This is a genomic window from Streptomyces sp. NPDC003284, from assembly GCF_053589675.1.
Genome location: NZ_JBSFSI010000029.1, coordinates 25,122 through 38,686, shown reverse-complemented (window position 1 = coordinate 38,686; position 13,565 = coordinate 25,122). Strand labels below are relative to the sequence as shown.

Genomic DNA, 13,565 nt, shown 5'->3' with positions numbered 1-13,565 from the left:
GCCGCGCACACCGGCCACGGACGACGTCGTCGTCCTTCCTCAGCGGCCGGTCGCCCCGTCGAGCAGTTCGCGGATGATGTCCATGTGCCCGGCGTGCCGGCCGGTCTCCTCGATCATGTGGGTGAGTGCCCAGCGGACACTGGGCGCGGGCCGGTCCGACCGGGGGCGGGGTACCGGGGCACCGGCGTCGGTGCACCGGTCCAGGACCGCGTCGGCCTGCTCCACGGCCGTCCGGTAGCGGGCGACGACGTCGGCGGCGCTGTCCTGCGGTGCGGCGTGGAAGGTCGCCTGCCAGTCGGTGACCCGGTCCCCGAGGAACATCGACCGTTCGACATGGGTGAGGTGGCCGAGCAGACCGAGCAGGTTGGTGCCCGAGGGCACCGCGGCGGTCCGGATCCCGGGCTCGGGAGCGTCCTCGACCTTGGCGGCGGCCGAGTGCCGTAGGTAGTCGAGGAAGCCGCGCAGGACCTCGATCTCGCTGTCTCCGGTCCGGGGCGGCGGGGTGTCGCTGCGGCGACGGCGCGCGGTGGGCATGGTGTTCTCCTGTGCAGGGAAACGGTTCTGACGCCAGGTCAGGCAACGCGCTCGGCTGCCTGGGCGCCGTGTGCCGGGAACCGTCTCAGGCGGTGCGGCGGATGATCAGGACGTGGTCGGTGACCTCGGCGGTGCTCCCGTCCGGGCCGGTCGCGGTCCGGCGGGGCGCGTCGGCACGTTCGACCGTCCAGGACGCCGGGTCGAGACCGATGCCCTCGGCGACCTCCTGCGGGGACGGGTGGCGCATGTCCGGGTCCCGCACCCAGGACCAGGGCGCGGTCGAGCCGTGATCGACGACCAGCAGCCGTCCGCCCGGCCGCAGCGCGAGAGCGGCGGCGTGCAGGGCGGCGGACCGGTCGAGGGCCAGCGGAGTCTGCAGATAGTGGGCGCTGACGAGGTCGAACCGGCCGTCCGGGAAGGACGCGCCGAGGTCGTGCCGCTCGGCGCGGATCCGGTCGCCGAGGCCGTGCGCGAGGGCGAGTTCGGTGAGCCGGTCGATCGCCACGGCCGAGACGTCGACGGCGGTGACCCGCCAGCCCTGGCGGGCAAGCCACAGCGCGTCGCCGCCCCCGCCGCACCCCAGGTCCAGTACGTCACCGGGCGGCAGACCCGTGACGGTCTCGGTCAGCCGCGCGTTGGGCCGGGGCTCGGTGGCCACCGGCCGGGCCGCGTAGACGCCGTCCCAGAACTCCAGGGCATCCTCGGTGCTCATCGGGGCACTTCCTCCATCGGTCGCGGTCGTGGAACCTGTCGCGGAACACGCCCCAGCCTTGCCCCGCGCCCCGGATCCGGCACGCGAACTTGCCGATACCGCAAAGCGCTTGGCTCTCCGGCGCGATGCGTGCGGCGGTGAAACGGGAGAACGGGGGCAGACGGAAAAGGTGATCTTCACACCCGTGGAGATCCGAGGACCCCATGGATCCCCTCGGAGCCTCGCCGGGCCCCTCGGGGGCCGCGGGGATCCGCCGGAGGAGGGAAACCACCCGCCGTGACCGTGCCCACCCGCCGCATACGCGGCAGCAGACTCCGACACCCCGGCCTGCCGCGCTTCGATCTCCGCGCGACCGCCGTGTTCTTCACCCTGCTCGCCCTGCTCCTGATCGTCCTGGGAGTCGTGGCGCGGGCGGCGGGCGCCGTCGCCGAGCGGCGCCCGGTCTGGACCGTCGTCCTGTGTCTGCTCTGCGCCCCGGCCCTGGTGGCGGGCGTGCACGGCCGGTACCGCAGGCGCTCGGCCGCGCGGGCCGCCCACCGGGCCGCCACCGCGCTCCAGGAGGCCACGCGGACCGCGCTCGACGCGCTGGAACCGCCCGCCGGAAGGGAGTGCCCCTCCCCCGCGCCCACGGTCGCCGTCGTCCCCGCCGACGAGCCGGAACCCACCGTCGTCGTCGACTACGCCGCTCTCGATGCCGACGCGTTCGAGCAGGCCGTGGCGGCGCTGTGCGAGCGGGACGGCTGCGGGTCCGTGGAGGTGGTCGGCGGGGCCGGTGACCTCGGCGCCGACGTCGTGGGCGTGGACCCGCAGGGGCGGCGGCTGATCGTCCAGTGCAAGCGCTACGGCGAGGACAACCGCGTCGGCTCCCAGGACCTCCAGCGCTTCGGCGGCACCTGCTTCACCGTGCACGAGGCCGACGTGGCGGCCGTGGTGACCACCAGCGGCTTCACGGCACCGGCCGTCGAGTACGCCGCGCACTGCGGGATCGTCTGTCTGGACGGCGAGGCGCTGCGGGCCTGGAGCGAGGGCACCGGCCCCGCCCCCTGGGAGCTGCCCGCCCCGGCCCCCGGCGCCGGACTCCCGCCGCAGTGATCCGCACCGCCCGCCGTCAGGGGGTGCGCAGTGCCTGGGTCCGGGCGTCGGTGTCCTGGTCCGCGACGGCGGCCGTCGGCTCGGGGCACGGCCCCTTGACCCGGCGTACGGCGTAGGCGATCAGGACGACGGCGAGGCTGCCGAGGCTGGTGAACAGCTGGGTCCGCTGGTCGTGGATGACCGCCATGGCCACCAGCACCACGGCGAAGCCCGCCATCACCACCCAGGTCAGATACGGGTGGAACCACATGCGCAGGGTCAGCCGCTCCGGTGCCTCCCGTTGCAGGCGCCGCCGCATGCGCAACTGGGACGCCCCGATCATCAGGTACATGAAGATGGCGATGGCTCCGGAGGAGTTGACCAGATAGCTGAAGACGGTGTCCGGGGAGAGGTAGGCGAGGACCACGGACACCCAGCCGACGACCGTTCCCGCGAGGATGGCACGCACCGGGACGTTGCGCTTCCCGGTCGACGCCGACCAGGCCGGGGCGTCTCCGTGGGCGGCCAGGGCGAGCAGCATGCGGGAGGAGACATAGACCGAGGAGTTGAGCACGCTCAGCACGGCGGTGAGGATCACGATGTCCATGACGGTGCCGGCGCCGGGCAGGCCGATGATGTCCCAGGCCGCGACGTACGGGCTGGCGAGCACCTTGGCGCTGTCCCACGGCACGATGGTGACGACCAGCACGATCGAGCCGACGTAGAACAGGATGATCCGCCAGATGATGCCGGTCGTGGCGCGGGCGACGGAGCGTTCGGGTTCCTTGCTCTCGGCGGCGGCGATGGTGACGATCTCCGCTCCGCCGAAGGCGAAGATGACCACGACGATCGCCGAGAAGATCGACGTGAAGCCGTGCGGGGCGAAGCCGCCGTGCGCGGTGAGGTTCGAGAAGTCGAAGGAGCTGCCCGGCCACGCGCCGAAGACGTACAGGCCGCCGACGATCAGGAAGGCGACGATGGCGGCCACCTTCACCGAGGAGAACCAGAACTCGAACTCGCCGAAGGAGCGCACCGACAGCAGGTTCGTCGCGGTCATGACCGCCATCAGGCCCATCGCCATGACCCACAGCGGCAGTCCGATCCAGGCGTGCAGGATCGACGCGCCCGCGACCGCCTCGACGGCGACGATGATGACGTAGTAGTACCAGTACAGCCAGCCGATGGTGAAGCCCGCCCAGGGGCCGATGGCGGTGCGGGCGTAGTCGGCGAACGAGCCCGCGGAGGGCCGGGCCACGACCATCTCGCCGAGCATGCGCATGGTGCACAGCACGAGGGCGCCGGCCAGGCAGTACGAGATGATGGCGGCCGGTCCCGCGGCCTTGATCACCGAGCCGCTGCCGACGAAGAGTCCGGCGCCGATGGCACCGCCGATGGCGATCATCGACATGTGCCGGTTGCGCAGGGAACGGCTCAGCTGGGGTCGTGGTGCCGGTGCTTGCTGTGGTCTGCGGGGGTCGGCAGGGGGCACGGGGGTCTCCCTCGGTCGTCGGTTCACGGGTTCACGGATTCACTGGTTCACGGGTCGGGCATACGGGGGGGGCGCGGTCGTCGGGGACCGGAGCGGGTCAGGTCCAGTCCGCTTCCCGGCCGCCGCCGAGCACCCAGGTCACGGCGCGGAAGCGGCGCAGCGCCTCCGCGGCGTCGGCCGCCTCGAAGCGCAGGGTGCGCGGGCCCGCCGCGGTGACGCCGGCCAGGGCGCGGGCGCGTTCGGTGAGATAGGGGCTGTCCACGTCGACCTCCACGACATGCGGTACGGGGCGCGCGGCGGGCGGCCGCGGGGCCTCGGCGAGTGCCGCCGACGCCGTGGCGCGGATGTCCGCGCCGGTGGCGGCCGGGGTGCGGCAGCGCGCCGCGTGCCGGGAGATCGCCGTCTTGACGGTGACCGTCCGGCAGCCGGGCGCGTACCGGCGGGCCGCGCCGCAGGTGAGGTCGTCACCGGTGACCAGGACGACGGGGACGCCCGCCTCGGCGGCCACCAGGGCGTTGAGGCGGCCCTCGTCGGCCGCTTCCCCGTCGACCCGTACGGCCAGGACGCTGTGCGAGAGATACGTGTGCGCGAGGACGCCGTCCTCGCCCGCGCCGGTGTGGTAGCCGACGAAGGCGACCGCGTCCACGTCGGCGCCGAGGCCCTCCATCATGCCGAGCGGCTTGTGCCGGCCCACGATCAGGGTGGCGCGCGGGTCGAGTTCCTCGATCAGGATGTTGTCCATGCCGCAGTGGGCGTCGTTGACGACGATCTCGTCGGCTCCCGCGTCCGCGAACCCGGCCACGGCCGCGTTGACGTCACCGGTGAGCAGCCGCCGGAAGCGCTCGTGGCGCGCGGTGCCCGCGGTCACGTCGGCCGGCAGGACCGTTCCGGTGGCCCCCTCCATGTCGGCGGAGATCAGTACCAGGGTCATGCGGCGGCACCGTCCTCGTGCGCGGCACCGCTTCCCGGGCGGTCGGCGGCCAGCAGTCCGACGAGGGCGTCGGCCTGTGCGGCGCCGCTCTCCTCGACCACCTCGCGCACGGTCTGCGCCGCCCGGACCAGGGCGAAGCGGATGCGGCCCTCGGCGTCCGCGCGGTAGCCGTGGACGGCGGGCCGCGGCAGCGAGTTGTAGGAGAAGTGGTTCGAGAAGTAGTACGCGCCGGTGTCGTAGAGCGCCACGATGTCGCCGGGCGCCACGGCCGGGAGTTCGCGCGCCACGGCGGTGAGGTCTCCGGCGAAGCAGCAGGGGCCCGCGATGTCGACGGTCTCCGTCGCACCCCGCTTGGGGTGGCCCGCGGCGTCGTACACCCCGGCGCGCAGCGGCCAGGCGTCGGGCATGAACACGGTGCGGGTGGCGACCTGGGCGCCCGCGTGGGTGACGGCGATCCGGCGTCCGCCGGCGGACTTGGTGTACTCGACGAGGGAGGCGATCGTGCCGTTCTTGGCGAGCAGCGAACGGCCGAACTCGGTGACCAGGCTGTACCGGCCGTCGAACAACTCGGGTACGGCCGCGCGCAGTTCGGTGACGTAGTCGGCGTAGCCGGGCCGGTCCTCGTCGCTGTCGAAGTCGACGGGCAGGCCGCCGCCGATGTCCAGCGAGGTGACCTGGCGGCGGCCGAGCGCCGTGTTGATGTGCTCCGCCAGTTCGTGGGCCGCGCGGATGCCCTGGGCGATGAGCGGCAGCGGGCAGCCCTGGGAACCGACGTGGGCGTGCAGCCGGGTCAGCCAGGGGCGGGCCGCGAAGGCGTCGACCACGGCCTGGACGGCGCCTTCGTCGCGCAGCGCGACACCGAACTTGGAGGTGCTGGTCGCGGTGCTCATCGCACCGATGGCACCGGCGCCCACCTGTGGGTTCACTCGCAGTCCGACGGGGCCTCGGGGGGTGTGTCCGGCCAGCAGGGCGTCGACGCGCTCCAGTTCCTGGAAGTTGTCCACGTTGAAGGCGATGCCCTGGTCGAGCGCGAACCGCAGTTCCCCGACCGTCTTGGCGGGGCTGTCGAAGACCAGCCGGTCGGCGGTGAAACCGGCCTCCAGCGCCAGTTCCAGTTCGCCGGGCGAGGCCACCTCGCAGCCCATACCGGCCCTGGCGAGCAGCCGCAGCACCGGCACGAGCGAACACGCCTTGGCCGCGAAGGTGTGCTGCACGGCGGCCGGGCCGCGGAAGGCCTCGTGCAGGCGGTCGACGGCGGCCAGGACACCGTCCACGTCCAGCAGGCCGACCAGGGGCGACCGGGCGTCCAGGAGCCCTTCCCCGACTGCTGCGGCCAGGGCCGCATCGCGCGCCGTACGCCGTCGCCGGGCCGAAGCGGAAGTCACGTTGAATCACACCTCACACATGTGTCGGAAGACGCCTGCCGGAAGCCGCTCGGCGCAGGGCAGGCCGCGGCCGTGCGCCGCGCATCGCCCGGGTTCACCGGGCGGGCCCCGGGCCGCACGAACAGCTTCGGGCGCGGTGGCGGGCCTCGTCTTCGTCCGAGACGACCAGGACTCACTCTCGGAATTGTCCGGCCCGACAACTGAACGATCTTGATGGGCGACCATCCACCGGGCCGAGTCCGGCCCGGGTCCGGGCCGGTGGGCGCCTGGACCCGGGCCCGGGTCGGCTTCCGCGCCCGGGTCAGCCGCCGCGCCGGGCGAGGCGGAGGCCGAGGCCCGCCAGCAGCCGGCCCACGGGGTCGCCCACGTCGACGCCGAACAGTTCCCGGGCGCGGCGCAGCCGGTAGCGCAGGGTGTTGGGATGCACGTTGAGGGCGCGCGCCGCCGCCCGGGTGTCGCCGAAGGCGTCGAGGAAGGCGGCGACCGACGCGCCGTACGCGGAGCCGTGCGCCCGGTCGTGCGCGACCATCGCGTGCACCGGACCGTTCATCTCCTGCCAGGTGGGCTCGACGCTGTCCAGCACCCGCAGGAGGGCGACCTCGGAGACCACGTCCCGGTGGAGCGCCGAGGCCGAGGTCCAGGGCCCGGGTGCCGCGGCCGCCCGCTCGCGCAGGACCCGTACCACCAGTTCGGCCGACGCGCGGGAGGCGGGCAGCTCCGACAGGTCCGCCGCCCGCTGCCCCACCCCGGCGAAGACCACGCTGTGCGGTACGGAGCGGGCGGCGGCGACCATACGGCGCGCGGGGTCGGCCTCGGCTCCCCCGGCGGCGGGTGTCAGGACGAACAGCCGACCACCCGAGCGGGCGCTCACACAGCCCGGCAGATAGGCGGCGGCCTGGAGGGCGAGCAGATCCAGCACACGGTGCCCGGTGGTGTCCGTGGCCGCCGCCGGTGCGCCGGAGGCCGCACCGGAGCCGGACGGACGCGGACCGGCGGGTCCGCCGGGGTTCCGGGTGTCGTGCACCTCGGCGACGAGGACCGTGTACGGCCCCTCGGGTGCCACGCCGAGCCCGCGGGCCGCCTGCTGCGCGCCGGGGCGGCCTTCGAGCAGGTCCTTCACCGCCTGCTCGCGGCGTCCGGCCTCCTCCCGCCCCCAGGTCTCGTGGTGCACGAGATGCGGTGCGGCGGCCCGTGCCGCGGCCCGCAGCGCCGCCGCCGCGTCCTCGGCGAGCGGGCGCCCGTCGGCGGCGGCCCAGATCGAGCCGAGCACCTCGCCGCCGTGCCGTACGGCGATGGCCAGCCGCTCGGCGTAGCGGTCGTCGGCGGGCAGCCGCACCACGTCGCCGCTGCTCCACAGCGCCTGGAAGAAGCCCCGCTCGCGCAGTTCGGCGACCCGCCAGCGGGGCACCTCCTGGCCGAGGATGGTCAGCAGGCGCAGCGGGTCCGCCGCGTGCTCCAGCCGGGAGTAGGCCAGCACCCGGGAACGCGGGTCCTCGATGGTGATGGCACCGCCGACCAGGTCGGCCACGGTGTTGGCCAGTCCCGCCAGGTCGCCGAGGCGCAGCCCCGCCATTCCGGCCGGGGCAGCGGGGCCGCTGTGCGCCAGGGCGGTGCGCAGCCGGCCGAGCACCTCGGTCCAGTCGGTGCCCGGGGCGCGCAGCAGCAGGGCGGTGCGGCCCCGGGCGGCGGCCGCGGCCAGGGCCGCGGGCGGCCTGCGGGCACCGGAGCGCAGCACCACGGCGGTGGCCCCGGCCCGGTCGGCGGCGCGCAGGACGTCCGCCGCCTCCGGTGAGTCGGCCGACGTGCCCGGGGTGAGCAGTACGTGTCCGGGCGCCGCCCAGTCGTCGTCGCGGTCCTCGCCGACGTCGTGCACCACCACGTCGGCCACCGGGACGTCGGTGCCGAGCGGTGCGGCGACCACGTCGAGCATCCCGGGCCCGGCCAGGGTGAGGAGGTGGGCCAGCGTCGGACCGCCGGGGTGCGGGGTCGGCTCGGGCTCCATCCACCCATTATGTTGCGCGCGGGAGCTATGTTGCGCGCGGGAGCGCGGGAGCGCGGGTGGCTCCCGGAGCGTCGCGGGTGGTGCGGTACGCGCCCGGCGCGGCCCGCAGCGCGGGTGCGGACCGGCGCGCGGGTGCGGACCGGCGCGCGAACCGGTGTGAGGGGCGTGGGGGCACATGTGCGGTGTGGGGCGCACACCGGAACACGCGCTCCGGCGCGCAGGCCGGGCGGTGGGTCGGACGGTGGGTCGGCCAGGGCTGGTCGGCCAGGGCGGGATCCGGCCGCCTGCGGAGTTTCCGATAATGCTCTGCGAGCGGCCGTGACCCCACGGGCGGCGGGAAGGAGCCGAGGTGTCCGACACGTTCAAGCGGCGCGCACCGAGCCGGCGCGGCGCGGGCGGTGCCCTGAAGGAGGAGATCCTGATGGCCGCGGCCCGGCTGCTGGCCGAGTCGGGCCGGGAGGAGGCGCTGTCGCTGCGCGCGGTCGCACGGGAGGTCGGGATCTCGGCGCCGAGTGTGTATCTGCACTTCAAGGACAGGTCGGAGCTGGTGGCGGCGGTGACGCAGCGGGCCTACGACCGGCTCGTCGGGGAGCTGCGGGAGGCCGGGCGGGGCGACGGCGGGCCGCGTGCGGCCGTACGGGCGATGGCACGGCGGTATTGCGCGTTCGCGGTGGAGAATCCGCGGCGCTACCGGCTGATGTTCGGCGTGGAGCGGGTCGCCGGGCCGCGCGAGCAGTTGCCCCGGCATCCGGTGTGGCTGGTGCTCGCGGCGTGGGAGGAGGCGCTCGCCGCCTGCCACCGGGCGCGCTCCGCGCAGGTGGACGCCAAGGAGGACGCCCTGATGCTGTGGGCGGCGCTGCACGGGATCGTGGCCATCGCCATGGCGTTGCCCTACGAGGTCGACACGGACGGGATCGAGCAACGGGCGGATGCCGTGGTCGATCGCATGGTGGCCGGATAGCAGCGGCGAACGCCCGCCGTCGTTGACGTCCCGGACCCCGTCCATATAGTTGCCCTGAGCACCTAACACTGTAAGGAGTGATGGGACCGCTCCCTCTGCCGAGGAGGCAGGTATGACCGACACACTGACGGACACGCCGGCCCAGCTGCCCGAGCACCCGATGCCCCGGGCGTCCGGCTGCCCCTTCGATCCGCCCCCCGCGCTCCGGGACCTCCAGGCCGGCCGGCCCGTCTCCCGGGTGCGCATCTGGGACGGCAGCAGTCCGTGGCTGATCACCCGTCACGAGGACGTACGCGCGCTGCTGGGCGATCCGCGCATCAGCGCCGACCCCAGCCTGCCCGGCTATCCGCACCGCACGGCCGGGCTGAAGGTGCGCGACCAGACCCGGCGCACCTTCATCACCATGGACGACCCCGAACACGCCCGGCTGCGGCGCATGGTGACGGCTCCCTTCGCGATCAGGAAGGTCGAGGCGCTGCGGCCCTCGATCCAGCAGATCGTCGACGACCTGATCGACGACCTGCTCGCCGGGCCCAGGCCGGTGGACCTGGTCGAGTCCTTCGCCCTGCCGCTGCCCAGCCTCGTGATCTGCGAACTGCTCGGCGTCCCCTACGAGAAGCACGACTTCTTCCAGCGCAACACCAGGGTCATCGTCCGCCGCTCCTCCACGGCGGAGGAACTGCTCGCGGCGTCCGAGGCGCTGACCGACTACCTGGACGATCTGCTGACCGTCAAGCTCGCCGATCCCGGCGACGATCTGCTCTCCCAGCTCGCGGTGCAGCGGGTGGCCACCGGTGAGATGACACAGCGTCAGGCCGCGGAGACGGGCGTCCTGTTGCTCGGCGCGGGCCACGAGACCACCGCGAACATGATCGCGCTGGGCACCCTGGCCCTGCTCCGCAACCCGGAGCAACTGGCCCTGCTCCGCGACACCGACGATCCCAGGACCGTCGCCGGGGCCGTCGAGGAGCTGCTGCGCTATCTCACCATCACCCACTCCGGGCGGCGGCGCGTGGCGGTGGCGGACATCGAGATCGACGGCCAGGTGATCCGCGCGGGCGACGGTGTGGTCTTCGCCAACGAGATCGCCAACCGGGACCCGGAGGCCTTCCCCGAACCCGACCGGCTCGACCTCACCCGCGACGCCCGCCGTCATGTGGCCTTCGGGTACGGCGTGCACCAGTGCCTCGGCCAGCCGCTGGCCCGCGTCGAGCTACAGGTCGTCTACAGCACCCTGTACTCCCGCATCCCCACCCTCGAACTGGCCACCGGCATGGACCGGTTGGAGTTCAAGCACGACGGCCTGGTCTACGGCGTCTACGAACTCCCGGTCACCTGGTAGCACACCCCTCCGAACGGAACGAGGAACCCATGCGTGTGGAAGTGGACCAGCCCAGGTGCGTCGCGTCCGGGCAGTGTGTCCTGATGGCTCCCGAGGTCTTCGACCAGGACGACGACGGCATCGTGCTGCTGCTGAGCAGCGACCCGGATCCGGCGCACGAGGAAGGGGTGCGCGAGTCCGCGGCGGTCTGCCCGGCCGCCGCGATCCGGCTGCTGGAGAACTGAGACCGCGCGGCCCCTTCCGCGCGGCCCGAGTGCGTGCGGCCCGGGTGTGTGCGCACCGGCCCGCCGATGCCGCTGAAGGCACGGCGGGCCGGGCGGTCCTGGAGACTTCCGGAACCGGGCGGGTGCACGCCGTCGCGTGGTCACCGCCCGGTGGCCGAAGGCTCAGCGCAGCACGTCGGCGTCGGTGTCGGGCGGGCCTCCCGGAGGCGGCACGCTCGGCTCGAAGGCGGCACCGGAGCGACCGCGGGTCGCGGGCGGAAGGCCGTTCGCCCAGGCCATGAGCTCGGGGTCCTCCAGGTCGCGGACCCACAGCGAGGACAGGTCGAGGGCGTCCGCGCTGGGGCGGGCGCCGACGCCGACCACGCGCAGTCCGGCCTCCTTGGCCGCCCGGAGCCCGTTGACCGAGTCCTCGACGGCCAGCGCGTTCTCGCCGTTGGAGCCGAGGCGGCGGACGGCCTCGGCGTAGGTGTCCGGGTACGGCTTGGGCCGGATGGGGCCCTCGGGGACGACCACGTGCTCGAAGTGGTGGAGCAGGCCGACCGACTCCAGGCTGAACTCCACGAGGTCCGCGGGGCAGTTGCTGGCCACGGCCAGGGATGCCGTGCGGCTGAGGACGGTGACCAGCTCCCGTGCGCCCGACATGGGCGACGGATCGCGGGCGACCAGGGCGCGGTACGCGGCGAGAAGCTGTTCCGCCAGCTCCTCGGCGCAGTCCGGTCTGCCGATCACTTCGGCCATGAGTGCTCCGCACTCGGTGTAGTGCAGGCCCTTGCTGCGCTCGGCGAACTCCGGGCCGGGAGCGTGGCCGAAGCCGCGCAGGACGACGCCACGGGCGCGTTCCCAGTGCCGTTCGGAGTCGACGAGGGTGCCGTCGCAGTCGAAGACGACTGCCTCGGGTGCCCAGTCGGGATCGAGGGTGTGCTGTTTCGTCATGTGCTTCGCCGTTCTTGGCGTGAGGTGCCATCTGGGGGGTGGGGGCGCCCGTCAGCGGCTCGGACCCGGCCGCTGCGGTGCTTCGCCGGCCAAAGCGCGAAGCACTGCCGATCACGGCCGGTCGGCAGGCGCGGACAGGCGGGCGGCGCGGACGAGAAGCGCCGTCCTGCTTCCGGAACCGGAACATAATGAACGTTACGCTCGACCGGCTCATCTGTAGGCATTTGCCAGCGCAATACGCACTTGTGGGTGACGCCTCACTGGTAACGGAGCACGCCCCCGGCGGTCACCACGCCGCCCTGGCGGAAGCGGAAGACCGCCGTACGGCCGTAGGCGGCGCTCTCCACGACGGCGGGCGGGGCGTGTTCGGTGAAGTGCGACGCGGTCATCCGCCCGCCGAGCGGCCGGACCAGGCGTCCCGCGCTGCGCAGGGCCACGGCCTGCCGCGCCGCCTCCAGCAGGGCCATCCCGGGGACATGGTCCGTCTCGTGGTCGAACAGGAACGGGTGGCGGAGGTCGGCCGGGTCCACCACCAGGGTGCCGCCGTCCAGCGCGACCAGGGCGTCCGCCTCCGCCGGGACGCCGAGCAGGGCCGGCTGGGGCCGCGGGCGGGCGGTGCCCGCGCGGGACGGCGGGGCCGCGCTCACGGTGCGGACCGTCGCGTACCGTTCGGCCGTCAGGAAGCGCGCCCCGCCGTCCGCACGTGCGAACACCTGCCCGCCGCTGCGGAAGTCGGCCCGCAGCCGCATCCGGCGCGGGTGGTCGGAGCCGGGGGCCCCGGTCAGCCCGGTGACCGTGACCCGGCAGGTGATCTCGCTGCCGCCGTGCGGTGCCCGCGGCTCCCGGGCCGGGTCGATCCGGTACGAGACGTCGTCGATCAGGAACCTGTCGGCGGCGGGCACCCCGAAGTGGCACCGCGGGAGGTAGATGCCGAGCTGGCGCACGGTCTCGACGACCAGCCACGGGCTGTGCCGGCTGTCGCGGCCGCGCGGGAACGTCGGGTGCGAGCGCGGCCACAGCGCGGCGGCGCAGAAGGCCCGGCGGCCGCAGGGCCGTACGTCGGTCAGCAGCACCTCGGCGACCGAGACACGGTGGACGAGTTCACGGGGGACGGTGCGCGACCAACTGGACGGTGTCAGGCACGTCTCGCCGGCGCCGCAGCCCTGCGGTCCGTCCACGGCACGCGGCGCGTGCGAACTGCGCCCGGAGCCCATGAAGGGATGCTAATAAGACCATTCAGTGGTGCGCATGCCGAGCCTTTCCGGCCTTCCCGCAAATGGGCTATATTCCCCCTCGCGATCTCCCCAAGGGCAAGGAAAACGCGTGCACGAACGGGCGGCTGACACCCGCAGGGCGGTATTGCAGGCAGCCGCGCATCTGTTCTTCGAACAGGGGTACGCGGCGACGAGTATCGCCGACATCAGCGAACTGTCCGCCCGGACCAGCGGCGCCATCTATTTCCATTACGCCGGCAAGGAGCAGTTGGCGCGCGCGGTGGTCGAGGCGCATTTCGCCGCCTGGCCCGCGCTGATCGCCCGCCACGAGAACGTGGGCGCGCCCGCGCTGGAGAGGCTGGTGCGGCTCAGCTACGCGGTCGCCCGCGCGTTCCGCGACGACGTGTTCGTCCGCGCGGGCGCGCGGCTGTGGGCCGAACGCCGGTCGATCAACGTGGAGATGCCCCCGCCGTTCCTGGACTGGATCGCCACGGTGGAGCACCTGCTGGACGAGGCCCGTGCGGAAGGGACGCTCGCCGCGGGGGCCGAGCCGGTCCGGGACGCGACGACGCTGGTGTCCGCCTTCTTCGGTCTGCACACGCTGTCCGACGCGCTGGACGAGCGGCGTCTCATCGAGGACCGGCTGACCGCCTTCTGGCATCTGATGCTCCCGGCCCTCCAGGGCGCGCCCGCCCCCGCCGCCCTGCTGGACCGGGCCAGGGAGGACACCGCCTCCCTGCCGCGCTGAGGGGCGCGGAGCCGGGGAC

The 13,565-nt window shown here is 73.8% G+C and carries 13 protein-coding genes; 5 read left to right on the top strand and 8 right to left on the bottom strand.

Annotation, left to right across the window (positions count from 1 at the left end; all coding sequences use genetic code 11):
• Positions 1-39: 39 nt before the first annotated feature.
• Positions 40-534, bottom strand: coding sequence for a mycothiol transferase (locus tag ACWDYF_RS35065; protein WP_381744838.1), 495 nt, complete (start codon positions 532-534; stop codon positions 40-42).
• An 85-nt stretch (positions 535-619) separates the two neighbouring features.
• Positions 620-1,246 carry a methyltransferase domain-containing protein gene (locus ACWDYF_RS35060; protein WP_389473709.1) on the bottom strand — a complete coding sequence of 209 codons (627 nt, stop codon included), beginning with the start codon at positions 1,244-1,246 and terminating at the stop codon, positions 620-622.
• Between the two features lie 276 nt (positions 1,247-1,522).
• Between ACWDYF_RS35060 and ACWDYF_RS35055 the strand changes: the two genes are divergently transcribed.
• Positions 1,523-2,338, top strand: coding sequence for a restriction endonuclease (locus tag ACWDYF_RS35055; RefSeq protein WP_389473711.1), 816 nt, complete (start codon positions 1,523-1,525; stop codon positions 2,336-2,338).
• A 16-nt stretch (positions 2,339-2,354) separates the two neighbouring features.
• Here the strand turns inward: ACWDYF_RS35055 and ACWDYF_RS35050 are convergent, their stop codons facing one another.
• From ACWDYF_RS35050 to ACWDYF_RS35035, 4 genes are all read right to left on the bottom strand, one after another.
• Positions 2,355-3,725: an amino acid permease gene (locus ACWDYF_RS35050; RefSeq protein WP_381744889.1), complete on the bottom strand. Its 1,371-nt coding sequence runs from the start codon at positions 3,723-3,725 to the stop codon at positions 2,355-2,357.
• Between the two features lie 178 nt (positions 3,726-3,903).
• Positions 3,904-4,737: a M55 family metallopeptidase gene (locus tag ACWDYF_RS35045; protein WP_389473713.1), complete on the bottom strand. Its 834-nt coding sequence runs from the start codon at positions 4,735-4,737 to the stop codon at positions 3,904-3,906.
• Positions 4,734-6,122, bottom strand: coding sequence for a type III PLP-dependent enzyme domain-containing protein (locus tag ACWDYF_RS35040; RefSeq protein WP_389473715.1), 1,389 nt, complete (start codon positions 6,120-6,122; stop codon positions 4,734-4,736). Before ACWDYF_RS35040 ends, ACWDYF_RS35045 begins: the two co-directional genes overlap by 4 nt.
• 301 nt (positions 6,123-6,423) lie before the next feature.
• The gene (locus ACWDYF_RS35035; RefSeq protein ID WP_389473717.1) at positions 6,424-8,124 is read right to left on the bottom strand and encodes a PucR family transcriptional regulator; all 1,701 of its coding nucleotides are present in this window, start codon (positions 8,122-8,124) and stop codon (positions 6,424-6,426) included.
• A 349-nt stretch (positions 8,125-8,473) separates the two neighbouring features.
• On the opposite strand from ACWDYF_RS35035, the gene ACWDYF_RS35030 reads away from it, so the two are divergent.
• From ACWDYF_RS35030 to ACWDYF_RS35020, 3 genes are all read left to right on the top strand, one after another.
• A complete protein-coding gene (locus ACWDYF_RS35030; RefSeq protein ID WP_037895074.1) occupies positions 8,474-9,085 on the top strand; it encodes a TetR/AcrR family transcriptional regulator in 612 nt (203 codons plus the stop codon).
• A gap of 112 nt (positions 9,086-9,197) precedes the next feature.
• Positions 9,198-10,427 carry a cytochrome P450 gene (locus ACWDYF_RS35025; RefSeq protein ID WP_381744832.1) on the top strand — a complete coding sequence of 410 codons (1,230 nt, stop codon included), beginning with the start codon at positions 9,198-9,200 and terminating at the stop codon, positions 10,425-10,427.
• Between the two features lie 29 nt (positions 10,428-10,456).
• Entirely contained in the window at positions 10,457-10,651 is a 195-nt protein-coding gene (locus tag ACWDYF_RS35020; RefSeq protein WP_389473720.1) for a ferredoxin, read from the top strand.
• Between the two features lie 162 nt (positions 10,652-10,813).
• On the opposite strand, the gene ACWDYF_RS35015 is transcribed toward ACWDYF_RS35020, so the two are convergent.
• Positions 10,814-11,584, bottom strand: coding sequence for an HAD family hydrolase (locus tag ACWDYF_RS35015; protein ID WP_018566179.1), 771 nt, complete (start codon positions 11,582-11,584; stop codon positions 10,814-10,816).
• A gap of 257 nt (positions 11,585-11,841) precedes the next feature.
• Positions 11,842-12,798, bottom strand: a complete 957-nt coding sequence (locus ACWDYF_RS35010; protein WP_389473725.1) for a ScbA/BarX family gamma-butyrolactone biosynthesis protein — start codon at positions 12,796-12,798, stop codon at positions 11,842-11,844.
• 109 nt (positions 12,799-12,907) lie between these two features.
• Between ACWDYF_RS35010 and ACWDYF_RS35005 the strand changes: the two genes are divergently transcribed.
• Positions 12,908-13,546 (top strand): ScbR family autoregulator-binding transcription factor, encoded by a 639-nt coding sequence (locus ACWDYF_RS35005; protein WP_389473727.1) that lies wholly within the window; start codon positions 12,908-12,910, stop codon positions 13,544-13,546.
• The last annotated feature ends 19 nt before the right edge of the window (positions 13,547-13,565 follow it).